This window comes from Rhodococcus sp. PvR044 (assembly GCF_040548995.1).
GTDB lineage: Bacteria > Actinomycetota > Actinomycetes > Mycobacteriales > Mycobacteriaceae > Rhodococcus_G > Rhodococcus_G oryzae.
In genome coordinates, this window is sequence record NZ_JBEPSX010000010.1 from 109,307 (window position 1) to 135,603 (window position 26,297).

Annotated in this window: 6 protein-coding genes; 4 read left to right on the plus strand and 2 right to left on the minus strand. The window is 70.5% G+C overall.

What is annotated here, in order from left to right; genetic code table 11:
* Window positions 1–3: 3 nt before the first annotated feature.
* On the plus strand, window positions 4–885 hold the full coding sequence (locus ABIC28_RS21465) for a glycosyltransferase family 2 protein (RefSeq protein ID WP_354580729.1): 882 nt from the start codon (window positions 4–6) through the stop codon (window positions 883–885).
* Here ABIC28_RS21465 and ABIC28_RS21470 read toward each other — a convergent pair.
* Together ABIC28_RS21470 and ABIC28_RS21475 are read right to left on the minus strand one after the other, a co-directional pair.
* Window positions 882–1,766 (minus strand): glycosyltransferase family 2 protein, encoded by an 885-nt coding sequence (locus tag ABIC28_RS21470; RefSeq protein WP_354580731.1) that lies wholly within the window; start codon window positions 1,764–1,766, stop codon window positions 882–884. The genes ABIC28_RS21465 and ABIC28_RS21470 overlap by 4 nt on opposite strands.
* The gene (locus ABIC28_RS21475; RefSeq protein ID WP_354580732.1) at window positions 1,763–20,494 is read right to left on the minus strand and encodes a non-ribosomal peptide synthase/polyketide synthase; all 18,732 of its coding nucleotides are present in this window, start codon (window positions 20,492–20,494) and stop codon (window positions 1,763–1,765) included. Before ABIC28_RS21475 ends, ABIC28_RS21470 begins: the two co-directional genes overlap by 4 nt.
* A 445-nt stretch (window positions 20,495–20,939) precedes the next feature.
* Between ABIC28_RS21475 and ABIC28_RS21480 the strand changes: the two genes are divergently transcribed.
* Genes ABIC28_RS21480 through ABIC28_RS21490 form a run of 3 tightly spaced genes read left to right on the plus strand, consistent with a single transcriptional unit; the run spans window position 20,940 to window position 26,130 of the window.
* Entirely contained in the window at window positions 20,940–22,412 is a 1,473-nt protein-coding gene (locus tag ABIC28_RS21480; RefSeq protein ID WP_097213761.1) for a wax ester/triacylglycerol synthase domain-containing protein, read from the plus strand.
* A complete protein-coding gene (locus ABIC28_RS21485; protein ID WP_097213762.1) occupies window positions 22,409–24,700 on the plus strand; it encodes a glycerol-3-phosphate 1-O-acyltransferase in 2,292 nt (763 codons plus the stop codon). The genes ABIC28_RS21480 and ABIC28_RS21485 overlap by 4 nt, the downstream gene beginning before the upstream one ends.
* The gene (locus ABIC28_RS21490; protein WP_354580734.1) at window positions 24,697–26,130 is read left to right on the plus strand and encodes an HAD-IB family hydrolase; all 1,434 of its coding nucleotides are present in this window, start codon (window positions 24,697–24,699) and stop codon (window positions 26,128–26,130) included. The genes ABIC28_RS21485 and ABIC28_RS21490 overlap by 4 nt, the downstream gene beginning before the upstream one ends.
* The last annotated feature ends 167 nt before the right edge of the window (window positions 26,131–26,297 follow it).

Sequence of the window (26,297 nt, forward strand, 5' to 3'; positions counted from 1 at the left end):
TCAGTGAACAATCCCGATCTCGTCTCGGTGATCATCCCCGTATACAACGCCATGGCCGTCATCGATGTGCAGCTGACCGCGCTCGCCGAGCAGGACTACGAGGGCGAGTTCGAGGTCATCGTCAGCGACAACGGCTCCACGGACGGCCTCGCCGAGCACATCGATGCCCATCCGCTTCGTGGAGTCCTCGATCTCCGTCGCATCGACTCGTCCGCCACGAAGGGCGCACCCCACGCCCGCAACGCGGGAGCCGCTGCGGCCCGCGGTGAGTACCTGGCCTTCTGCGACGCCGACGACATGGTGCATCCGGAATGGCTGGGCGCGTTGGTCGCGGCGGGCCGGAAGTACGACTCGGTCAGCGGGCCCGTCGAGACAAGCACCCTCAACACCCCGAAGGTCGCCTCCTGGCGACCCGTGCAGCCACCGGACAAGCCCGAGGAGACACCGGATTTCCTCGACTTCGGGCTGTCGGGCAACCTCGGGATGTGGCGCAGCGTGTTCGAAACGGTTGGCGGCTTCGAAGAGTCCCTGAACGTCGGCGAGGACGTCGACTTCACCTGGCGGATTCAGCTCGCGGGCTTCACGCTCGGCCACGAGCCGAAGGCGATGGTGGCCTACCGCCTTCGTGACAACTATCGCGCCCTGTGGCGTCAGTCGTTTGCGTACGGCGAGGCAGGTCCCGAGCTCTACCGGCACTACCGGTGGTACGGCCTGCGGCCAACCAAGCCGTTGCCGCTGCTCGTTTTCGCGCTGGCCCTGGTGGTCAGGAGTCCGGTGGTCCCCAGGTTCATCTCCCGGCTCTCGACGGGCGGCTGGATCTACTACACCGCCTTCGCGGCCGGCCGGATCTCCGGCAGCGTGAAGCACCGGATCTGGTTCGTCTAGACGAACCAGACGCGGTGCCCGATGCTGCCCCGCACCCGGCCGACCGCTCGGGCCAGGTAGGCCAACCACTGCCCGCGTGGAAGTCGCGTGACCGCGGTGGGCAGCAACGGGTTTCGGATAAACAACAGCACAGCAACCACCGGTAGCGCGAGCAGATTCCGTCGGAACCCGGCGGCTCGGTACCGCTTGTACAGCCGCGGATCGACCTCCCCGTAGGACAGGCTCTGGTCCCACAGCTCCCGATAGGTGGTCTTGAGCCGGTACGCGGTGATCGCCGTCGGGGCGTGGCCGAGCGTGTATCCCGCGAGCTGGATACGCCAGGAGAAGTCCATGTCCTCCCCAGCGCGGCGGAACGACTCGTCCCATCCCCCGACGGCCTCGAAGGCGTCCCGCCAGACACCGCAGTTGCTTCCGCTGGCGAACGGGAGAAATCCAGGGAACTCGAAGCCGCGCTCCGGCGCCTCGATGGATACCCGCTCGGCGATCTCGGGCGCGTTGATCGAACCGGTCTCCAGTGCCCCGCTGACCATGTCAGCCTCGCGCGCGGCCTCCACGAGCGCCGTCAGCCAGCCGGGATGCGCGCGATCGTCCGCGTCGCAGAATGCCAGGAACTCGCCACTCGATGCGGCGACGCCCGCGTTGCGGGCGTGTGCGGCGCACTGCACCTCGGGGGCGTCGACATGCCGAAGCCGCAGGCGATCCCGTAAGGGATGGTCGGCCAGGTGTTCTCGCAGCCCGTCGGTGGAACGGTTGTCACCGACCACCACCTCCATCTCGCCGGCGTAGTCCTGCGCGGCGAGCGCCTCGAGTTGGGTGTCGATCACCGCACGCGCGTTGTACGCCGGCATGACGACCGACACCAGCTTCGGCAGCTCCCTCATTCCGTCCCCCTGCTCACCGTGCACAGGATCTCTGTGTACTTCTTCACCAGCAGCTCCCCGGCCGCCGTGTCGAACAGATCCGTCGAGTACAGCGCCCCACCGGTGATGCCGGCGGGCGCGCCGTCGTCATCGTAGTGATCGTTGAGACTGAACTCGATGTCGTGCTTGGCGACCTCCGTGACGAACGGGTGCCCCTCGATCCGCAGTCCGCCCAGGTCGACGTCGATGCTCGCGCCGCCGGGCTGCAGGATCAACTCGACCTGGAACAGCCGCTCCCGTGTCCCGAGTGCGGCCTGCAGCCGAGTGTTCGAGACGTCCGGGTGGGCGAAGGCGCCCAGCGCGACGTCGCGGACCCGGGCGACCAGGTCGGTGAACGGCTCGCCCTCCTCGACTGTCACCGGCATCAGCACGTCATCGGAGAAGTTGCCGACGACCTCCGCCAGCGCGGCCTCGTCGCGACCCGCGATCGAGGTGGCCAGCGTGACGTCCGAGACGGACGCGAGGTCGCTGACCAGGACAGCAAACGCGGCCTGCATCACCATGAACAGGCTCGCCCGGCATTCGTGCGCCAGCGTCAGCAACGCCGCGTGGGTGGCCGCGTCGATCGACACGGGCGCGGTTGCCCCCGCCGACGTCCGCTTCGCACGCCCGGCCCCCGCAAGCTCGAGACGCCCCGCCCTGCCCTCCAACGCACCCAGCCAGTACTGCAGCTGCCGGTGCGCCTCGCTGCCGCCGACCGCGACATCGCCGAGCACCTCGTGCTTCCACATCGTGTAGTCGCCGTACTGCACCTCGAGCGGCGTCCACTGCGGCAGGGCGCCAGCCGTCCGCGCGGCGTAGGCGATCATCACGTCGCGGGTGAGCACGCCCATGCTGGCGCCGTCAGCAGCAATGTGGTGCACCACGATCGCCAGCACGTGGTCGTCCTCGCCCAGCGCGAACAACCGCATCCGCAACGGCAGCTCACTGGTGACGTCGTAGTCGGCCCACAGGTACCGCTGCACCTGCTCCTCGAGCTGCTCCGCCGACACCGGCACCCGCCTCAGCTCCGGGACGGCGTCCTCGGTGGGCACCAGCACCTGGACCGGTCCGGTCGGGGTGCTCGGATACACGGTGCGCAGCGCCTCGTGCCTGGCCACCACGTCGCGCGCGGCGGCCGCGAGGATCGCGACATCGAGCGGGCCGCGGATCCGCAACGCGACCGGGATGTTCCAGTCCCCGTTGCGGGTCTCGTGGTTCGCGAACCAGATCCGCTCCTGCGCGGGTGCCAGCGGGATCTGCGCGGGCCGCGGGCGGGCCCCGAGCCGGGGCCGGTTCGGGTCGTGCGCGTCCACCCGGCTGGCCAGCCCCGCCACCGTCGGATCCTCGAAGAACTCGCGGACGCTGACTGTGGCGTCGAAGACCTCACCCATCCGCGCCGTCACCCTGGTCGCGAGCAGCGAGTTGCCCCCGACGTCGAAGAAATTGTCCTCGGCGCCGATCCGGGGACGGTCGAGCAGGTCCGCAAAGATGCCCGCGATGATCTGTTCGCTCGGCGTCGTCGGCGCTCGGAACGCGCTGGCGCTGAGGAACTCCGGCTCGGGCAGGGCCTTCCGGTCGAGCTTGCCGGTCACGCCGAGCGGTAGTTCGCTCAGGAACACCACCACCGACGGCACCATGTAGCTCGGTACCCGCTCGCCGGCAAAGGCCAGCAGCGACTCCACGGTCGGCGACTCCCCCGCGGCGGGCACCGCATAGGCCACCAGGTTCTCGGCGCCGTGCGGACCGCGGTGCACCAGGACAACGGACGCGTCGACCGCCGGGTGCGCGGTCAGCGCCGACTCGATCTCGCCGAGCTCGATCCGGAACCCGCGCAGCTTGACCTGGAAGTCGCTGCGGCCGACGTAGTCGAGCACGCCCTGCTCACGGCCCAGCCATCGGACCACGTCGCCGGTGCGGTACATCCGGGACCCGTTCGGGCCGAACGGATTCGCGACGAAGCGGTCGGCAGTCAGGTCGGCGCGACCCGCATAGCCGTTGGCGAGCTGGGCGCCCGCGATGTACAGCTCGCCCGGCACCCCGACCGGCACCGGGTGCAGCCGCGCATCGAGCACGTACACCTGGGTGTTCCACTCGGGCACACCGATCGGCACGGTGCGCTCGTCCTCGGGCCCGCAACGGTGGTGGGTGACGCTCACCGCTGCCTCGGTGGGGCCGTACAGATTGAACATCGCCGCATCGCTGAACTCGGCGAACCGGCGCACCGTCTCGGCGGGCAGCGCCTCGCCGATGCAGATCACGCGGCGCAGCGACGGGATCAGCTCCGAGCCAACCGAGGCCAGGAACGCGGTCAGCAGCGACGGCACGAAATGCATTGTGGTGACCCGGGTCTCGCGCATCAACCGGGCCAGGTACGACGGGTCCTGCTCGCCGCCCGGCTTCGCGATCACCAACCGCGCCCCGGTGGTCAACGCCCACCAGAACTCCCACACCGACAGGTCGAAGGTGGCCGCGGTCTTCAGCATCACCGCGTCGTCGGCCCCGAGCGAATACTCGGACTGCTTCCACAGCAACTGGTTCGCGATGGCGCGGTGCGGCACCGCGACGCCCTTCGGCCTGCCCGTCGAGCCGGAGGTGTAGATCACGTAGGCGGTGTTCTCCGGCCGCAGCGGGGAGATCCGGTCCGCATCGGTGATCGGCGCCGCGCTGTGCTCGTCGAGGACACTGCCGAGGCCATCGACCAGCAGCAGGTCCACCCCGTCGGGCGGGGTGACGGAGACGCCGGTCGTGGTCAGCAGCGCCACCGGCCGCGCCGAGTCGAGCACGTAGGAGGTGCGCTCGGCCGGGTGGTCCGGGTCGATCGGCACATACACGCCGCCCGCCTTGGCCACCGCGTACATCGCGACGAGCAGCTCCACCGAACGCCGGATGGCCAGCGCCACGCGGGCTTCCGGACCGACACCGCGGGCGATGAGCTCGCGGGCCAGCCTGTTTGCCCGAGCGTCGAACTGCGCATAGGTCAGTTCCGCGCCCTCGAACACCGTCGCGGTCGCGCCTGGGGTCCGGCGGACCTGCGCGTCGAACATCTCGGCGAGGGTCGTCTCGGGCACCGGGTGACCGGTCTGATTCCGCCCCGTCACCAGCTCCTCGCGGTGCAAAGGGTCGAGGATCGGGATGTCGCCGACGACGGTGTCCCGGTCGGCGATCACCGTCCTCAGGATCCGCTCGAACCGGGCCGCGAACTGTGCGACGGTGTCCCGGTCGAACAGGTCGGTCGCGTAGGTGAACGACCCGGCGATCTCGGCGGGATCCCCGGTCTCGTCATGGCGGTCCACCAGCGTCAGGTGCAGGTCGAACTTCGCCGGCTCGAACCCGGCGTCGAGCACCCCGATCTCGAGGTCCGGCAACGTGAACCGGTTGCGCTCGAGGTTGTGGAAGGACAGCGCCACCTGGAACAGCGGGTGCCGCGCGGTCGACCGGGTCGGGTTGAGCACCTCGACGAGCCGCTCGAACGGCACGTCGGCGTGGCCGAAGGCGGCCAGGTCGTTCGCGCGCGCCAGGTCGAGCACCTCGCTGAAACGCTGGTCCTGGCCGACCCGGGTGCGCAGCACCAGGGTGTTGACGAACATGCCGACCAGGTCGTCGAGCGCTTCCTCGCCGCGACCGGCGATGGGCGAGCCGATCGCGATGTCGGACTCGTTGCCGAGCCTGCTCAGCAGCACCGCCAATGCGCTGTGCATGACCATGAACAGCGTGGCGTCCTGGCCGCGGGCGAGGTCGAGCAAGGCCCGGTGGGTGCGGGCGTCAAGGGTGAACGCGTAGGTGTCGCCGCGGTAGGACTGTTCGGCGGGCCTCGGCCGGTCGGCGGGCAGATCGAGCTGCTCGGGCAGGCCGGCAAGCTCGGCGGTCCAGTACGCAACCTGACGCGCGGCCACCGAGGCCGGGTCCTGCTCGTCGCCGAGTACCGCGCGCTGCCAGAGGCTGTAGTCCGCGTACTGCACCTCGAGCGGCGCCCAGGTCGGCTGCGCCCCGTGCAGGTGCGCCGCGTAGGCGACCATCACGTCCCGCGCCAGCGGGCCCATCGAGAAGCCGTCCGCCGAGATGTGGTGTACCACCAGCGCGAGCACGTGTTCGGTCTCGCTGACCCGCAACAACTGCACGTGCAACGGGACCTGGGTGGTGACATCGAAACCGGTGGTCGCCAGTTCGATCACGCGGGCGAGCACCTCGTCCTCGACGACCGGGACCGGCACCAGCTCCGGGACCGCCTGTTCGGTCGGCAGGATCACCTGGCACGGCCCGTCATCGCCGTCCGGGTACACGGTGCGCAGCGATTCGTGCCGCTCGACCGCGTCGGCGACCGCGGCGCGCAACGCCGTCACGTCGAGCCGGCCGGACAACCGCAGCGCGAGGGGGATGTTGTTCACCGCGGACGCAGTGTCGAAACGGTTGAGGAACCACATCCGCTGCTGGGCAAGGGACAGCGGAATCCGTTCCGGCCGCGGCATCCTCGCCAGCGGGATGCGGCCCGCCTCCAGCGACGCGGATTCGGCGCGCACGGCCAGCTCCGCCACCGTCGGATGCTCGAACACCGCGCGGATCGCCAGCGACGTACCGAGGGCGGAGTTCACCCGGGCCACCAGCCTGGTCGCCAGCAGCGAGTTGCCGCCGAGCTCGAAGAAGCTGTCGTCCACCGACACCCGCTCCGCTCCGAGCAGCTCGGCGTAGACGCGGGCGATGGCCTCCTCGACCGGATTGGTCGGGCCGCGGAACTCGCGGTCGGTCACGAAATCCGGCACCGGCAACGCGCGACGGTCCAGCTTGCCGGTCGCGTTGATCGGCAGCGCGTCGAGCACCATCACCACCGACGGCACCATGTAAGCGGGCAACGCCTCGCCAATCGCGGTGCGTAGCTCCTGCGGGTCCAGCGCGACGCCCGCCTCGGCCGTCACGTATCCGACCAGGTTCTCCCCGGTGTGCGGGTCGCGGTGCAGCGCGACCACCGACTGGGCAACGCCAGGACGGCCGACCAGCGCAGCCTCGATCTCGCCGAGCTCGATGCGCAGGCCACGCAGCTGGACCTGGGTGTCGCCCCGGCCGATGAAATCCAGTGCCCCGTCACGGGTCCGGCGTACCAGGTCGCCCGTGCGATACATCCGCTGGCCGTCGCCGTACGGGTTCGCCACGAAGCTCGCCGCCGTCAGCGCGCCGCGGCGGTGGTAGCCGCGGGCGAGACCGGGACCGGAGAGGTAGAGCTCGCCGACCACCCCGACCGGGACGGGGCGCAGGCGGCGGTCGAGCACGACCGCCCCGGCACCCTCGAGCGGTGTCCCGATGGTGATCCGGTCGCCCTCGCCAAGCGGCGCCGTCACGGTGATGACGATGGTGCTCTCGGTGGGCCCGTAGCTGTTGAAGAAGTTGCGGCCGGGCGCGAACCTCGCCACCAGCTCGGGCGGGCAGACGTCACCGCCGACCATCACCGAGCGCAGGTCCTCGAGCCCGTCCGCGTCGACCGTGCCGAGCGCCGCGGGCGCGGTCAGGATGTGACTGACCCGCTCGGACCGCAACAGTGCGGCCAGCTCACCGCCTCCGATGATCCCCGGCGCCGCGATGACCATGGTGGCGCCTGCGCTGAAACCGACCAGCATCTCGAACACCGAGGCGTCGAAACTCGACGACGAGAACCGCAGCACCCGTGACGAACTCGTCACGGCCAGTTCGGTGCGCACGTCCGCGCAGAAGGTGGACAGGCCGGTGTGGGTGACCACCACGCCCTTCGGGACGCCGGTGGAGCCGGAGGTGTAGATCATGTACGCGGCGCTCGCCGGGTCGATCGGCGCGGCGAGTTCGTCGGCCGACACCGGGCCCGCGGGCAGTGTGGACCGCTGGCGGGTGAGCTCGACGTCGTCGAGCGCAAGCCACTCGACCGTGCCTGGCAGCCGATCGCGTTCGGCCGCGACGGTCAGGCCGAGGACCGCCCCCGAGTCGGTGAGCATGTGCCGCGCGCGATCGGCGGGCAGCGCCGGGTCGATCGGCACGAAGGCCGCGCCCGTCTTCGCGACCGCCCAGAGGGCGAGCACGGATTCGGCGGACCGGGCAAAGGAAGTGGCCACGAACGATTCCGGACCGATGCCGCGTCCGAGCAGTAGCCTCGCCAGCCGGTTCGACTCGGCCTCCAGATCCGCATAGGACACCTCGACATCGCCTGCGCAGCGCAGGGCCACCGCCGCCGGGTCGATGCCCGCACCGGCCGCGAGGATCTGCGGCAGGGTACGCACCGGCGGCGCGGGCAACGCGGGGCCCGCCATGGCGGCGAGCCGTTCGGCTGCGTCGAGCACCTCGATCTCGCCGACCGGAATCGCCGGATCCGCCGCGACGGACTCGAACACCCGCACCAGCCGCCGTGCGAACCCGTCGATCGTGTCCCGGTCGAACAGGTCGGCGGCGTAGGTCACCGAGGCCGCCATGCCACCGCCGGAGCCGTGCTCGCGGAAGGTGAGCTCCAGGTCGAACTTCGCGACATCGACACCCGGGTCGAGCGCGGCCACGGTGAGGCCCGGCAGCTCGAGCGAGCCGACGCCCTGGTTCTGGAGCGAGAGCCCCACCTGGAACAGCGGCGAGTGCGCCTGCGAACGAGGCGGATTCGCCGCGTCGACGACCTGCTCGAACGGTACGTCGGCGTGGCCGTACGCGGCCAGGTCCGTGCTCCTGGTGGTCGCCAGCAGGTCCGTGAAGGCGGTGCCCGGCTCGACCTCGGTGCGCAACACCAACGTGTTGACGAACATGCCGACGACATCGTCGAGCACCTGCTCACCTCGGCCTGCGATGGGGGTGCCCACCGAGATGTCGGTGCTCCCGCTGAGCCGGGCGAGCAACACCGACAGCGCGGCGTGCAGCACCATGAACAGGGTGGCGCTGTGTTCGCGTGCGAGTGCGTTCAGTGCCGCGGTCAGCTCGGCGCCGATCTCCAGGTCGGCGCGGGCGCCGTGATACGACGCGACGGCTGGCCGGGGCCGATCGGTCGGCAGCTCGAGCACGCCCGGGGTACCGGCGAGCTGGCCGCGCCAGTACGCGAGCTGCCGGGCGGCGAGGGACAGGGGGTCGTCCTCGTCGCCGAGGACCCGCCGCTGCCAGAGCGCGAAGTCGGCGTACTGAACGGGCAGCGGCCGCCAGGACGGCTCCTCCCCGACGGTCCGCGCGGAGTACGCGATCATCAGGTCGCGGGCCAGCGGCACGGTCGAGGCGCCGTCGCCGCTGATGTGGTGCACCACCAGCACCAGCACGTGCTTCTGAGCGGAGCTTGCGGAGCAAGCGTGTTCCCGATCCGCGAGCCGGAACAGGCTCCCGCGCACCGGAACCGCCGCGGTGACATCGAAGCCCTGCGACAGCAACGCCACCATGGCGGCGCGCAGCTCGTCCCTGCCCGATACTGGGACGGGGGTCAGGTCCAGATCTATCCGAGCCGCGGGCACGATCACCTGGTGCGGGCCCTGCTCCGAGGCGGGGAACACCGTGCGCAGCGACTCGTGCCGATCGATCACATCGCGCACGGCAGCCGCCAGCGCGGGCACGTCGAGGGCGCCGGTGAGGCTGACGGCCAGCGGGATGTTGTAGGCCGGGGACGTCGGGTCGAACTGGTTGAGGAACCACATCCGTTGCTGCGCGGCGGAGAGCGGCACCCACGCGGGGCGCGCCTCGGCCACCAGTTCCGGGCGGGCGATCTCGCGCTGCGCGCCGTCCACGCGGGCGGCCAGCGCCGCGACCGTGGTCGCCTCGAAGAGCTCACGCACGCCCAGCCCGGTGCCCGCGATCGCGTTGATCCGGGCCATCGCCCGGGTCGCGCTCAGCGAGTTGCCGCCGACCGCGAAGAAGTCGTCGTCCGCACCGACGCGTTCGACGCCGAGCACCTCGGCAAAGACGTCGGCCACCGAGGTCTCGGTGCGGGTGCGGGGCGCGACGAACTCGCGGACCGTGAACACCGGCTCCGGCAGCGCGCGGGTGTCCACCTTGCCCGCAGGCGTCAACGGCAGTTCGTCCAGCACGGTGATCGCCGACGGCACCATGTAGACCGGCAGCAGCTCCCGCGCGTGCGCGGTGAGGGTGTCCGCGTCGGTGGTCCGGCCCGGCACCGGGAGCACGTAGGAGATCACGGTCACCACGCCATCGGCGCCGGTATGGCCGACGGTGACCGCCGCCTGCACGCTCGCGTGCCCGGCCAGCACGGCATCGATCTCGCCGAGCTCGACGCGGTGTCCGCGGACCTTCACCTGGAAGTCGGTGCGGCCCAGGTACTCCACCTCGCCTGCCGGGTTGGCGCGGACCAGGTCACCGGTGCGGTACAGCCGCGAACCCGGCTCGCCGAACGGGTTCGCGACGAAGCGGTCCGCGGTGAGCCCGGACCGGCCGTGGTAGCCGCGTGCCAGGCCGACGCCCGCCACGTACAGCTCGCCGGCGACGCCGGCGGGCACCGGATGCAGCCGCCCGTCGAGGACCACCACGTCCGTGCCGACCACCGGTGCCCCGATCAGCACCGGCAGGCCCGGCTCCAGCGGGCCCTGGTGGGTGGCCATGATGGTCGACTCGGTCGGGCCGTACGCGTTGAACATCCGGCGTCCCGGCGCCCAACGGCGAACCAGTGCCTGTTCGCAGGCATCGCCGCCGACGACGACCACGCCGATCGTGTCCAACCCGTCGGGGTCGAGGGTGGCGAGCGCGCCGGGGGTCACGAAGGCGTGCGTGACACGGCCGGACCGGAGCACCCCGGCCAGCTCGGCGCCGCCGTAGACGCCGACCGGCACCACGACCATCGCCGCGCCGCCGCCGACCGCCATCAGCAGTTCGAGAATCGATGCGTCGAAGCTCGGCGACGCGAAATGCAGGGTGCGCGAATCCGGCCCGACGGCGTAGTCGGCGCGCTGCTCGGCCACGAAGGAGGCGAGCCCGAGGTGGGTCACGACCACACCCTTGGGCGTGCCCGTGGAGCCGGAGGTGTAGATCATGTACGCGGGATGCCCCGGCCGGAGCGGAGCGAGCCGGTCGACGTCGCCGACAGGTTCGGCGTCCGCGCGAGACAGCTCCGCCACCGTGACCTCGTCGTCGAGTGACATCCAGGACACCGTGTCCGGGAGCTCGCCCCGGTGTGCGGTCACGGTGACACCGATGGCCACAGCCGAATCGGTGACCATGTGCGCGATCCGCTCGGCCGGGTAGGTCGGGTCGATGGGCAGGAAGGCTGCGCCCGTCTTGGCCACGGCCCACAACGCCAGCACCGACTCCATGGAGCGCGGGACCGCAAGCGCGACATAGGATTCCGGTCCGACGCCGCGCGAGATGAGGATTCGGGCGAGCTGGTTCGAGCGCTCGTCCAGCTCGCCATAGGTGAGCTCGGCCTCGCCCTCGACCAGAGCGATGTCGCGCGGGTTCCGGATCGATTCGAGCAGCAGTTCGGGCAGGGTACGGGTCTCGGCGGGCGCCTGGCCCGTCACCGGTACCAGCGTCGCGCGCTCATGGCCGTCGAGCAGGTCGAAGTCGCCGATGGGCCGGGACGGATCGCCCGTGCCGTCGCGCAGGATGGTCAGGAACCGCGCGGCGAAGCCCTCGACGGTGCGGCGGTCGAACAGGTCCCGCGCGTACGTGAAGGCGGCGATCGCACCGGCAGGGTCACCGCTGCCGTCGAAGTGCTCGGTCACGGTCAGCTGCAGGTCGAACTTGGCGAGCCCGAAATCGATCGGCTCCGAGGCGATCTGCAGTCCGGGCAGGGCGATGGTGTGTTCGCGGGCGTCCTCGAGCGCGAGCACCACCTGGAACAGCGGGTGGTGGGCGGTCGAGCGGGCCGGGCTGACCACCTCGACGAGACGCTCGAACGGCACGTCGGCATTGCCATATGCGGCGAGGTCGGTGGCCCGGACCCGCTCGAGCAGCGCGGCGAACGACCGGGCCGGGTCCACCTCGGTGCGGAGCACCAGGGTGTTGACGAACATGCCGACGACATCGTCGAGGGCCTGCTCACCGCGGCCGGCCACCGGGGTGCCGACCGCGATGTCGGCGGTGTCGCTCATCCGTGCCAGCAGCACCGCGAGGGCGGCATGCAGGATCATGAAGGGCGTCGAATTCGTCGACCGGGCGAGGGCCTTCACCGCGTCATAGGCGGCGGTGTCGAGTTCGCACTCGACGGTGCCGCCGCGATAGGACGGCACGGCGGGTCGTCGGCGGTCGGTCGGCAGGGCCAGCACCTCGGGTGCGCCTGCCAGGGCTGCGGTCCAGTAGTCGATCTGGCGGGCTGCGGTCGAGTCCGGGTCGTCCTCGGACCCGAGCACTGCGCGCTTCCACACCGCGTAGTCCGCGTACTGCACCGGTAGCGGCGTCCACGACGGCGCCTGCCCGCCCGTGCGGGCGGAGTAGGCCTGCACCAGGTCCCGGGCCAGCGCCTGGATCGACCATCCGTCGATGCTGATGTGGTGCACCACGACCACCAGCACGTGGTCGTCGTGCCCGGCCGTCAGCAGGGTGAGCTCGAGCGGGATCTCCGCGGTGACGTCGAAGCCGGAGGCCACCGCGGCCCGGACCCGCTCGGCCAGTTCGTCCGCCCCGAGTGGCTCGTCGTCTCGGAGTGAGTCGAGCGCGAGCTCGTCGAGCACCTCGGATGTCGGCAGGATCTGCTGGTAGGGGCCGGACGGCGAGTCCGGGTACACCGTCCGCAGCGACTCGTGCCGTTCGAGGATGTCGGCGACGGCCTCCGCGAGCGCGGACACGTCGAGTGTCCCGGTCATCCGCAGCGCGGCGGCGACGTTGTATGCGCCGGACGCGGGGTCGAACCGGTTGAGGAACCACATCCGGGACTGCGCCGGGGACAATGGGATCGGGTCGGGACGCGGGCCGGCGAGCAACTCCTGGCGGTGCACGTGGCCGGTGAGCACGTCATCCACGACGGCTGCCAGCCCGGCGACCGTCGGCGCCTCGAACAGCTCGCGCACGCTCACCCGGGTGCCGAACTCGGCGTTCACCCTGGCCAGCAGCCGCGTCGCGGCCAGCGAGTTGCCGCCGAGGTCGAAGAAGCTGTCCGTCGCGCCCACCGGGTGCGCGGATTCGAGGACCCCGGAGAAGATCTCGGCCAGGGCCAGCTCGGTGGGGGTGCTCGCGGCGACGAACTCGGCGGTACCGGCGAACTCGGGGGCGGGCAGCGCCTTGCGGTCCAGCTTGCCGCTCGGGTTCAGCGGCAGCGCGTCGAGGACCGTCAGCACGGACGGCACCATGTAGCGCGGCAGCGCCCCTGCGACGGCGTCCAGCACAGCGCCGGTGTCCAGCACCTGATCGTCGAGGCCGGAACCGGTGGCGGGCACCGCGTACGCCGCCAGGTAGTCCCCCGCCGGTCCGTCGCCTCGGACCACCACGACGGCCTGGGCCACACGATCGTCGCGCAGCAGCGCGGCCTCGATCTCGCCGAGCTCGATGCGCTGGCCGCGCAGCTTGACCTGGAAGTCGGTGCGGCCGATGTACTCCAGTTCCCCGGTTGCGTTCCAGCGCACCAGGTCACCGGTCCGGTACATCCGCGAGCCGGGCTCACCGAACGGGTTGGCCACAAAGCGGTCCGCGGTCAGGTCCGGCCGCGCGACATACCCGCGGGCCAGCTGGACGCCCGCGAGATAGAGCTCTCCCGCGACACCGACGGGCGACGGGCGCAGCCCTGCATCGAGCACGTAGGTCTGGGTGTTCCAGACGGGCGCCCCGATCGGGACGACCGTCTCGTCCACCGCCGTGCGGTGGTAGGTGACGTCGACCGACGCCTCTGTGGGCCCGTACAGGTTGTGCAGTTCGGCATCGGTGCGGCCGTGCAGCGCCGCGACGGTGCCCGGCGCGAGCGCCTCGCCGCTGGTGAAGATCCGGCGCAGCGAGCCGCACCGGGCGATGTCGGCGCCCAAGAGGAACACCTCGAGCATCGACGGCACGAAATGCATGGTGGTGATGCCGTACTCGCGGACTGCGGTCTCCAGGTAGACCGGTTCGCGGTGGCCGTCCGCTTCCGCGATCACCATCCTGGACCCGGTCTGCAACGGCCAGAACAGTTCCCACACCGAGACGTCGAACGTCGCGGGGGTCTTGAGCAGCACCGCGTCATCCCCGGCGAGCGGATAGCTGTCCTGCATCCACCGCAGCCGGTTGACGATCCCCCGATGCGGGACCGCCACGCCCTTGGGCCTGCCGGTCGAGCCGGAGGTGAAGATCACGTACGCGGTGGCATGCGGTCGCAGCGGCGCCGCCCGGTCACCGTCGCGCACCGCCGACGGAGACAGATCGGCGAGGTCCAGCTCGTCGACCGCGACTGTTGCGACGGACGCGGGCATCGACTCGCGGTCGGCGACGGTGCTGAGCACCAGGACAGGGGCGGACAGCCCCGCGACATACTCGATCCGCTCGTCGGGCTGCTCGGGGTCGATCGGCAGGTAGGCACCACCCGCCTTGAGCACCGCGTAGATCGCGATCACCATCTCCACCGAGCGGCGCATCGCGATCCCGACCAGCGACTCCGGCCCGACGCCCGCGCCGATCAGGTGACGCGCCAACCGGTTGGCCCTGGCGTCGAACTCCGCGTAGGACAGTGCATCGGTGCCGAACACGACGGCGTTCGCGTCAGGGGTGCGGGCCACCTGCGCCTCGAACAGGTCGACCAGGGTTGCCGGCTCGAGTTCGTGGTCGGTCTCGTTCCACGCCCGCAGCACGAGTTCGCGTTCGGCGGGGCCGAGCACCTCCACACCGGCCGCGGTCGCTTCCGGGTTCTCGGCCATCGCACCGAGGACCAGCGCCAGCCGATCCGCGAGCGTGGTTGCATCCACGAGATCGAACAGATCGGTGCGGTAGCGCAGGTGCAGATGCAGCTGCGGGTCGAGGATCGACATCAGCGTCAGCGGATAGTGCGTCGCGTCGTGGCCCTGCAGCCCCGTGACGCGCATGCCGGCGATGTCGGTGTTCTCGTCGAAGCCGGCCCGGTCCACCGGGTAGGACTCGAAGACGGTCAGGGTGTCGAACAGTGCGCCGAGACCGGCCTCGGCCTGGATGTCGGCGAGCCCCAGCTGGTGGTGCTCGAGCAGCGCGGTCTGCTCGTCCTGCACCAGGCGCAGCAACTGCGCGACGGTCGCGTGCGGATCCACCCGGACCCGCACCGGCACGGTGTTGATGAATAGTCCGAGGATCTCCTCGACGCCGGGCAGCTGGGCGGGCCGACCGGACACGGTCGCGCCGAACAGGACGTCATCGCGGGAGAGCAAGCGGGACAGCAACAGTCCCCACGCGGTCTGGATGACGGTGTTGAGGGTGACGCCGTGTGCACGGGCGAGCTCGCCGAGCGCATCGACCAGACCGGCTGGCAGCGCGACGTCCACCTCGCCGGGCAAGCCGAGCCCGGCGGCCGGGGCCTGCGCCGACGCGATCAGCGTCGGCTCGGTGACCCCGTCGAGGACGCCCGCCCATGCGTGCGCGGACTCGTCGGAGTCCCAGTACGCCCGCCACTCCAGGTAATCCCGGTAGCGGCGGGCATCGGGCAGGGCCGGTCCCGCGCCGCCCGCGGCGTACCGGACCAGCAGCTCGCGCACGAGCAGCGGCATCGACCAGCCGTCGAGGATGATGTGGTGGTTGGTCAGTGCGAGCACGCACCGATCGGCGGAGGTGCGGATCAGCAGCATCCGGAGCAGTGGCGGCCGATCCATCGCGAAGCGAGCGACCCGCTCCTCGTCGAGCAGGCGCCGGAGTTCGGCCTCGCGGCCGGCGGCCGCGACCTCGGTCAGGTCGACCTCAACGAACGGCACGTCCACCTGATCGAGCACGAGCTGTGCGGCGATTCCGTTGTCGTCGTAGACGAATGCCGTGCGCAGGTTCGGATGATGGGCCACCAGCGCGTTCGCAGCGCCGCGAAGGCGGGCGGGATCAACGGTGCCGGCCAGATCCATCACGAGTTGCGCGGTGTAGACGTCGATCGTCTCCGCGGCCAGGGTTGCGTGGAACAGCATGCCGGACTGCAGCGGGGACAACGACCACACGTCGGTCAGCGAGGGGTAGCGGTGCTGCCAGCGATCGATCTCGTGCTGGCTGACGGACACCAGCGGCAGGTCCGACGGGGTCAGTCCGCCCGCATCCGGCTGCTCGGCGTGCCCGGCCAGGCCCTCGAGCGCGCGGCGCCACAGCGCCGCGAAGGCGTCGATCTCCTCGACGGTCAGCAGGCCGGGCAGGAAGGCGAACGACGCCCGCAGGATCGGGCCGTCGGCGCCGTCCACGACCATCGCGTTGATGTCCACGGCGACGGCCGCGGTCATCGCGAGCCCGCTGCCCGCGTTCAGGTCCGGTGCGGCGGGATCCGGGGTGAAGCCGAGGTGCCGTAGCGCCTCGCCGAGGTGGCCGGTGCCGAGCCTACCGAGGTAGTTGAAGCTGATCTGCGGCACGGGCAGCGGCGCAAGGACTGCGCCCGCCTCCGCGTCGAGATGACGCAGTACGCCGAATCCGACTCCGCGCGAGGGCACGTCGAGAAGCTGCTCCTTGACCGCCTTGATCACCGTGCCCGCCGCGGGGCCACCCGCCAGCACGTCGTCCAGATCTGCGCTCGGCAGTTCGAGGCGAACGGGGAAGGCGCTGGTGAACCAGCCGACGGTGCGGGACAGGTCCGCCCCCGCGACGGCCTCCTCCTCGCGGCCGTGGCCCTCCAGGGTGAGCAGCACCGACGACCCGTCGATCCCGCGGTCGCGGCGCCAGGCCGTCAGCGCGACGGCGAGAGCGGACAGCAGTCCGTCGTTCACGCCGCACCCGAATGCGCCTGGCAAGGTGGTGAGCAGGCTCTGCGTGGTCGCGGTTGCGAGCTCGACGTGCACCCGCTCCGCGTCCCCGACGCGGTCGAGGGCGGGGTCCAGCGCGCGGCGGCCGAGCTGCGGGTCAGGGCCTTCGAGGATCTCGCTCCACCGGGGCAGCTCCGCGGCGTGGTCGCCCTTGCGCGCCGAGTCCAGCACGCCGTGCGCCCACCGGCGCAGCGAGGTGACGACCGGCGCAAGCTCCGGTTCGAGGCCCGCGCCGAGCTGGGTCCAGGCGGTGGCGAGGTCCGGAAGCAGGATCCGCCAGGACACCCCGTCGACGGAGAGGTGGTGGATCACCACGAGCAGTCGGCCGGCGGACTCCTGCGGGTCGAGCCACACGAGCTGGACCATGACCCCGGCCGTGGGATCCAAACGCGCTGCGGCTGCGCCGCATTCGGCGAGGACCAACTCGTCGAAGGCGGGGCTGCCGGGCACACTCGGCGTCACCACGCGAGTGATCAGCGCGGGCGCGTCGACTGTTCCCGGCGCGCCGGTCTCGAAGACCCAGTCACCACCGACGTCGCGGCGCAGGCGTGAGCGGAGCGCGTCGTGCCGGTCGAGGACGGCCTGCAGCGCCCGCCGGAGCCGGTCGCCGTCGACCTGTTCGGGCAGGGTCAACAGCACCGACTGGTAGAAAGCGTCGAAGTCGCCGCGATCGAGGAGCGAAGTCACGATCGGGGTCAGCGCCACCGACCCGACTCCCCCGCCCTCGAGCTCGGTGAGTGCCACGGCGGGCGCCGCGGTCACAGGCACCGCGATCTTGGCGATCTCGGCAACGGTCTTGCGTTCGAACACTTCCCGCGCGGTGAAGCTCAGTCCCAGTGCACGGGTGCGGGCCACGATCTGCATCGCGATGATGCTGTCCGCACCGACCGCGAAGAGCGACTCGTCCACGCTCAGCCGGTCCAGACCGAGCGCCTCCTCTACGACACCCGCGATCAGCCGCTCGGCGTCGGTGCTCGGCGCCCGGTACTGCTGGTCGCGCGAGCCGAAGACCGGCTCGGGTAGCGCCCGCCGGTCCAGCTTGCCCGCCGAGGTGAGCGGCACCTGCTCGAGCGGCATCACCGCGGCCGGCACCATGTGCGCGGGCAGGAACTCCGCCAGTCGCGCGGTGACGGCGCCCGGGTCGATGTCGACGCCCGGTTCCGGCCGCACATAAGAAACCAGGGCCGTACTGCCGCTGGCGGTCTCGTAGGCGATGGTGACGGCGAAGTCGATGCCGTCCTGGGCGAGCAGCGCCGCGTCGATCTCGCCGAGTTCGATCCGGAAGCCGCGGATCTTGACCTGGAAATCGGATCTGCCGACGAAGTCGAGTTGGTGATCGGCGGTCCAGCGGACCTCGTCACCGCTGCGGTACATCCGGGAGCCGGGCGCACCGAAGGGGTTGGCCACGAACCGGTCCGCGGTCAACTCGGGGCGTCGATGGTAGCCGCGGGCCAACCCGGCGCCCGCCAGATACAGCTCACCCACGACGCCGACCGGAACCGGCCGCAGCTTGCGGTCCAGCACCATCACCTCGGCGCCCTGGATCGGGCGGCCGATCGTGATCGGCGTGCTGCCGTCGAGCGGATCGCCGGTGGTGATGACGATGGTGGTCTCCGTCGGACCGTAGCTGTTGGTGAAACGGCAGACCTCCGCGAACCGCTCGACCAGGTCGGGGGTGCAGATGTCGCCGCCCACCACCACGGCCTCGAGGTGTTCGAGACCCTTCGTCTCGACGGTGCTGAGCAGGGTCGGCGCCGACAAGATGTGGGTGACCCGCTGCTCCCGCAACAGTTCGGCGAGTTCGTCGCCACCGAACATCTGCTCAGGCGCGACGACCATGGTCGCCCCCGCGCTGAACGCCTGGATCATCTCGAAGACGGAGGCGTCGAAGCTGGCGGAGGAGAACCGCAGCACCCGCGAGGCAGCGGAGACCCGCAGCTCGTCGCGGGAGCCGGCGGCGAAGTCGACCAGCGCCGAGTGGGTGACGAGCACGCCCTTCGGCACACCGGTGGAGCCGGAGGTGTAGATCATGTACGCGGTGTTCTCCACCACGAGCGGCGCCACTCGGTCGGCGTCGGAGATCCGTGACGCCGAACGCGACTCGCACCGGCGCCGGACGGCGCTGTCGTCGAGGACGATCCAGTCGACGAAATCCGGCAGCAGCGAGACCCGGTCCGCACCAGTGAGTCCGAGCAGCACACCCGAGTCGTCGAGCATGTGGCCGATCCGGTCGGCGGGCAGCTTCGGGTCGATCGGGACGAACGCGGCCCCCGCCTTCGCTACCGCCCAGCACGCGACCAGCGCGTCGGCGGAACGCGAGAACGCAAGCGCGACAAAGGTCTCGGGCCCCGCTCCGGCATCGATGAGCAACCGCGCGAGCTGGTTCGATTTGGCCTCGAGCTCCCGGTAGCTGACCTCGGTCTCCGTCGTCCAGATCGCGATGCCGTCCGGGTTCGCGGCGAACCCTGCCGTCAGCAGGTCCGGCAGCGTGCGGGCGGGCAGGGCCGCCGGACCGCGGAACGGCACCAGGTCGGCGTACTCGTCCGGGTGCAGCACCTCGAGGGCCGTGACGGCTGCGTCGGGCTCGGCCGCGGCGAAGGCCGCGAAGAACTCGAGGAAACGTGCGTGGTGCCCGCGCAGTTCCTCCTCCGAATACAGATTGGGATTGGCCTCGAAGTCGATGTGCGCGTGGCTGCCCGCCACGCTCGGGTAGATGTTGACCGAGATGTCCTCGACGGGCCCGGTGGTGAGCACGTTGAGGCGGCCGATCAGCTCACCGAGCCGGATCTCGCTGTGGAACATCATGATGTTGATCGCGGGTCCGAAGAAGCCGCGCCTGGCCCCGCCCGACCCGGCGTCGCGCCGGATGTCCTCGTGCCGGTACCGCTGGTGTCGCAGCGCGCCGGTCAGCTCGAGCGCGACGGCGCCGATCAGATCGGTCGGGGTGGTGTCGTCGGCCACCGCCAGCCGCAGCGGCACGACATTGGACACCATGCCGCCGGAGCGACGGAGCTTGGCGGTGGTGCGGGCGGACACCGGCAGGCTCAGCGCGATGTCGTCCTCACCGGTCAGTCGGGACAGGTACGCGGCGACGGCTGCGACCGCGACCGTCGCCAGCGAGGCGCCGGGCTGACGGTCCGCGACGCGCGCGACGGCGGCCTCGGCCTCGGCCGGCAGGGGGCCGCTGATCACCAGGGACGAGGGCCCGACCGGGCCCGTGCGGCCGGACAGGCTGATCGCGGGCGGCAGGTCGCGCGCCCGCTCCGCCCAGTGCTCGCGGTCCTTCTCGAACCGGCTGGACGAACGGTAGGTCGCCTCCTCGGCACTGATGTCGGGCAGCGCCGTGGCCTTGAGCTCGTCGGGCTCGCGACCCTCGACGATCGCGGTGTACCGCTCGGCGGTGCGGCCCATGAAGGTCATCGCACCGAAGCCGTCGAGCGCGATGTGGTGAATGCGGGAGTACCAGTAGTAATGGTCGTCGCCGACGCGCAGGGTCGCCGACTCGATCAGCCGGTCCGAGAGCAGGTCCATCGGCGCGCTGTACTCGGCACGCATCCAGGCCTGGGCCGCGGCGTGCGGATCCTCGTCGCCGCGGAAATCGACCTGCGCCATCCGGTCCCGCAGGGAGTGGTCGATCTGCTGGAAGGGCTCGGCGTCCACCTCGGTGATGCGGAGCATGCCGGTGCCCATCTCACGGGCGGCGGTGGCGCCGGCATCGGCAAGGGCCTCGATGTCGAGGTCGCCGACGATCTCGACGTACTGCGCAATCGCGATCGGCACGTCCCCGAGCAGGTGCTGCGCAAACCAAATACCACGCTGAGCTGCCGAAAGTGGAAACAACTCACCCCTGGAGGTTGAGCGCTCCTCGGTGGAGCCTGCAGCACCCTGACCCCCGACGGGCCCGCGTTCCAACGACAAAATCCGACCCCTCAATAGAGCAACTACATGTGCACGTTAGGCGATGCATGTGTCGCGGCGCGGCCGATCGGATGAACGCCCGACCAACTGAGGTGCCGAGCGTGATCGCCCGGAGCCGCCGGGCAGTCCCGAACTCGCACTCTCGCCATATATCACCAGGTCACCACATGTGTAGTGCGCATCACCTACCGTTAAACAAGTGGTCAAACCGACCTCGACGTGTCGGCACTGACAGCGTAGAGCCCACCGGATGATGACGCGGTCACTCGGGGAGGGACCCGCGCGCTGGAACGAGAACATCCGGGTCGCCGAGCAACCACCCGTACCAGTGGCCACCGGGGCCACGAAACCCTGTGCGTCCCCCACCCCACGGGTCCACACTGGCTTTGTGGGCGCTCCGCAGGCTCTGCGCCGGGAGTAGCCAACCGCGGGAGGACTCGACGACCGAGGGAGTGCGGGCATGACCGACGGCGTTCCGCAGATACCACCGAGCGCGGTCGACGTCGACCTGTCCGCCGTCGCGGACGGCTGGGACCGGTCGATGTCCGACCTCGAGACCGGCATGTGGCGGATGGAGGAGTCCCAGCCACGGTTGCGCACCCCCATCGTCGCGGTCGACCTCCTCGATCGCCCGCCGGACTGGGATCGCCTGGTGCGGGCGCACGAGTGGGCCTCGCACATCGTCCCCCGGATCCGGATGCGCGCGGTGGAGCCCGCGTTCGGTCTCGGCAACCCGGTGTGGTCGGTGGACCCCGAGTTCGATCTCGGCTATCACCTGCGGCGCATCCGGCTGCCTGCGCCTGCCGACTTCAACCACGCGCTGCGGATCTGCAGGCACATGGGCACCGAGCCGTTCGACAAGGCTCGGCCGCCGTGGGTGGCGATGCTCATCGAGGGCCTCGACGACGGCCGCGCGGTGTATGTCGTCAAGACGCACCACAGCATGACCGACGGCATGGGCGGCATCCGGATGATGACGCTGCTGCACAGCCGCCGGTCCGCGCCCAGCCCCAACAAGCCGGACCGGCTGCCCGCGCCGCCCGAGCACCTCTCCCACTTCGAGGCGCTCGGCCAGGACGTAATGACGGAGGTGCGCAAGGCGCCCGGCCGGATCACCGGGCTCATCACGGGCGCGACCAGGGCCGCGGTGGGCGCCCTCGCCGACCCGATCGGCGCCGCGAGCGACGCACTCGGCTATGCCAATTCGCTGCGCCGCATCGTCACCCCTCCCCCGGCGGCGGGTTTGCCACTGCTGCGCGGGCGTGGGCTCGGTCGCTGGTTCGGCGTACTCGAGGTGGGCCTGCCCGAGTTCAAGGCCGCCGCCCGCGCCGCGCACGGCTCGATCAACGACGCGTACGTCGCCGCGCTGCTCGGCGGTTTCCGCCGCTACGCGCAGGCCCACGGCCAGCAGATCGGCCCGATCCCGATGGGCATGCCGGTGAACATGCGGGCGGCCTCGGACCCCTCGGGCGGCAATCGGTTCGCGGCCGTCCGGTTCGCCGGGCCCGCCGCCGAGGCGGACCCGGTCGAGCGGATCAAGAAGGTGCGCGCCATCGTCCTCGGACTGCGCGAGGAACCGGCGATCGACGCGATCGACCTCGCCGCTCCCGTGCTCAAGCGGTTGCCGAACTGGCTGCTCGCCGAGTGGTACCTGTCCCAGTCCACCGGCCTCGACCTGCAGGCCAGCAACGTCGCGGGCGTCCCGGTCCCGGTGTATCTCGCGGGGGCCCGGATCGAGCGGATGTTCCCGTTCGGTCCCGCACCCGGCTGCGCGGTGATGGCAACCCTGGTCTCGCACGTTGGCACCTGCTGCATCGGGGTCAACCTCGACACCGCAGCGGTCACCGCTCCCAAACTGTTCATGCGCTGCCTGCAGGAGAGCCTGGACGAGGTTATCGCACTGGCCGGCCCGAACGAAGGGACGCAACGATGACGAGCACGCAGCACCCTCGGGTCTATCTCACCGAGACCGTGACGGCGGCCGAGGACGACGTGCTGCGGTCGTGGCTCAGCCGCCGCCCCACCGACACCGGGCAGCCCGCGACCGCGGTGCCGATCGGCAGCCAGTCGCTGGCCGAGCTCACCCGCAGGCAGGACGACCCGATGCTCACCCCCGTGCGCGTGGTGTGGCTGCCACCGCCCGACAACGGGCATCGACCCGGACTGCGGGATGCGCTGTCCCCGAGGGATCCGCTGCACCCGGGCCACGGCGCACAGCGGCGGGTGCTGCGCAGCGACCCGGCGCGCTGCCAGGTGATCGAGGGCGAGCCCGCCCCCCTCAGCGACCTCAAGCGCAGGCTCGACGAGAGCGGCGGCGGCTCGCTGCCGGAATACATCCGCAGGCAGGCCGCCCTCGCGCTGGAACGGTCCGAGCGCGCCCTGCTCGGCAATCAGTACAAGGTGTCGCGGTTCGTGACCGAGGAGATCACCGACACCGCCCGCTTCCACGCCGGCATCAGCGACCTGTCCTTGCGGCTGAACCTCCCGCTGGCCGACGTCGACAAGCGGGCCAGGGAGGCGCTGGGCGAGATGGTGGCCGCGCAGAGCAGGCGCGCGATCGCCCTGTGGGATCGGCTGGGCCGCTACTTCTCCCGCGCCTACCGGCTCGATGTCGACACCTCACGGTTCGAGGAACTGCGTGAGCTGAACCGGGAGCACTCGCTGGTGTTCCTGCCGAGTCACCGCTCGTACCTGGATCCGCTGGTGCTGCGGCCGGCGCTGCTCGCGAACGACCTGCCCCTCAATCACGTGATGGGCGGGCTGAACGTCAGCTTCTGGCCGATCGGGCCCATCAGCAGGCGCAGCGGCACCGTCTTCATCCGCCGCAAGTTCGACGGCGACGAGGTCTACAAGTGGACGCTGCGCGAGTACATGCGCTATCTGCTGATCAAGCGGTTCAACCTCGAGTGGTACATCGAGGGCGGACGCAGCCGCACCGGAAAGCTGCGGCCACCTCGCTTCGGGCTGCTCACCTATCTGACCAAGGCCTATCAATCCAGCGGCATCAAGGACGTCTACCTGGTACCGGTCTCGCTCACCTACGACCAGCTCTACGAGGTCAGCGCGATGGCCGCCGAGGCGCACGGCGAGGCGAAGACGAAGGAGAGCCTGCGCTGGATGGTCGGCTACGTGCGAGCCCAGGGCAAGCGGCACGGCGTGGCGCACGTGACCGTCGGCCGGCCGCTCTCGCTCGCCGAGTCGCTCGGCGGCGAGAAGGACCTGCGCCTGGCCATTCAGAAGACCGCGTTCGAGGTCTGTCACCGGATCAACGAGGTCACCCCGATCACGGTGTCGTCACTGGTCATGCTCGCCTTCCTCGGCATCGAGGACCGCGCGCTCACCGTCCCCGAGCTGGCCTTCATCCTCACGCCACTGGTCGACTACATCTCCGCCCGCTCGCTACCGACCGCAGGCGGTGTGGACCTGCAGAACCCGCAGGTGTACCGCAAGGCCCTGGACACGCACGTGGAATCCGGTGTGCTGCAGTGCTTCGACAAGGGCGGCACGCGCGTCTACTACCTCGGCAAGGACCAGCACCTGGTGGCGGCGTTCTACCGCAACAACACCATCCACTTCTTCGTGGTCCGGGCGATCACGGAGCTGGTGCTGCTGGGCGCCATCGAAGCGCAGTACGGCAACCTGGAGGTCGACGGCTGGATCGAGGCGAAGCGGATCCGCGATCTGCTCAAGTTCGAGTTCTTCTTCAGTGACCGGGACACCTTCGAGCACGACATGCGCCGGGAGATGGGCCTGCTCGACCCGACGTGGCAGAGCAACCTCGATGATCCGAAGCTGGCCGAGAAGATGCTCGACCGGGTGCGCCCCTACCTGGCGCACCGGGTCCTGCAACCGTTCCTGGAGGCGTACGAGGTGGTGGCCGATCAGCTGGTCCACACCCCATTGTCCGGGAAGTTCGACGAGAAGGACTTCATCACAACGTGTCTCGCGTTGGCCGAGCAGCGGCGGCTGCGCCAGCAGATCGCCAGCAGCGAGTCCATCTCGAGCGAGCTGTTCGGCACCGCGCTGAAACTGGCGCGCAACCGCAATCTGGTCGAGGCCGCCGACGGGGACGCCGAGGGCGACCTGGCACGGCGGCGGACGGCATTCGCCGCCGAGATCCGCACCCTGGTCGCCCGGATACGGCACATCCGCGGCCTCACCCAGGGGCGTCTCGACCAGTTCCGGGAGCCCAGCACTTCGCCCAAGGAGCGTGATCTGTGAGCGATGTGGACGCGTTGCACGAGGCCATCGCCGCCGCCGAGCCCGGCCCGCGGACCCTCGCCGCGTTCGACCTGGACGGCACCCTGATCAGCGGCTACTCCGCGAGCGTGGTGTACCGGGATCGGCTGCGCCGCTTCGACATCAGCCTCGCCGAGCTGCTGCGCACCACCGGCGCGGCGATCGACACCCAGTTCCGCGGCGCCGACGTCGGCGGGCTGATGCGGATCGGGGTCCAGGCCCTGGCCGGGCGGATGGACGACGAGCTGCGCGAGTGGGGGCAGCGGCTGTTCCGGCAGGAGATCGCCGGGATGATCTACCCGGAGGTCCGCGGGTTGCTCGCCGCGCACCGGAGCGCCGGCCACACGATCGTGATGGCCACCTCCGCCACCCCGTACCAAGCCCAGTGGGTGGCGGCGGACCTCGACATCGCGGACGTGCTGTCGACGGAACCGGAGGTGGTGGACGGGATGCTCACCGGCGAGCTGAGCACGCCGCCGCTGTGGGGGCAGGCGAAGGCCGACGCGCTGCGCTCGTATGCCGAGCGGAAGGAGGCCGATCTGTCCCGCAGCTTCGCGTACTCCAATGGCGGCGAGGACATTCCGATGCTGGAGTCGGTGGGCCATCCGGTGGCCCTGAACCCGGACCGCAAGCTGACCGGCGTCGCCCAGCGGAAGGGCTGGCCGGTGGTGAACCTGCGCAAGCCGCAGCTCGGCGCCGATCCGGTGTCGGTGCTGCGGACCTCCACCGCGGTGGGCGCGCTGATGGCGACGGCCGTGGCGGGCGGCGCGGCCGGGCTGTTGCTGCGCAACCGGCAGAGCGCGGCGAACCTCGTCGGCACCTTCGGCCCGGACCTGGCCCTGGCGATCTGCGGGGTCTCGGTGAAGATCAGCGGCAAGGACAACGCGTGGAGCGATCGGCCCGCGGTGTTCATGTTCAATCACACCAGTTCGCTGGACATGCTGATCGTCGGCGGGGTGATCCGCCGCGACGTGACCGGGGTGGCGAAGATGGAGGCGTCCCGCGATCCGCGTTTCGTGCCGATCGGCGCGCTGCTGGACGTGGCGTACATCGACCGGTCGGACAGCGAGAAGGCGAAGGCCGCGCTGGCGCCGGCGGTGGACAAGCTGAAGTCGGGCATCTCGATCGCGATCTCGCCGGAGGGGACCCGGACGGTGACGCCGCGCCTCGGCCGGTTCAAGAAGGGCGGCTTCCACCTGGCGATCCAGGCGGGGGTGCCGATCGTGCCGATCGTCATCCACAACGCCGGAGAACTGATGTGGCGCAACTCACTTGTGGCGCATCCGGGCACGGTGTATGTGGACGTGCTGGAGCCGGTGAGCACCGAGAACTGGACCGTGGAGACTCTCGACAAGCACGTCGACGAGGTGCGGACGCTGTTCGAGGAATGCCTGCACGACGGGCACCAGTAGGGCCGGATCGCCACCCGGTCCCGATCGGGCAGGCGCACCCATGTGATGTAGAACTCGCCGATTTCGGGTTGCCCCAGGAGGGCTCCCATTTCTTAAGGTTCGCTAATAATTCGTCCGTACCTTCGTGCCCGATGTGGGTCGGGGCGGCGCCACTCTCCGCTGGGGCG

Excerpts from the sequence above, each read along its gene's own strand:
- ABIC28_RS21485 (WP_097213762.1), top strand. The coding sequence starts at position 22,409 with ATGACGAGCACGCAGCACCCTCGGGTCTATCTCACCGAGACCGTGACG.
- ABIC28_RS21470 (WP_354580731.1), bottom strand. The coding sequence starts at position 1,766 with ATGAGGGAGCTGCCGAAGCTGGTGTCGGTCGTCATGCCGGCGTACAAC.
- ABIC28_RS21480 (WP_097213761.1), top strand. The coding sequence starts at position 20,940 with ATGACCGACGGCGTTCCGCAGATACCACCGAGCGCGGTCGACGTCGAC.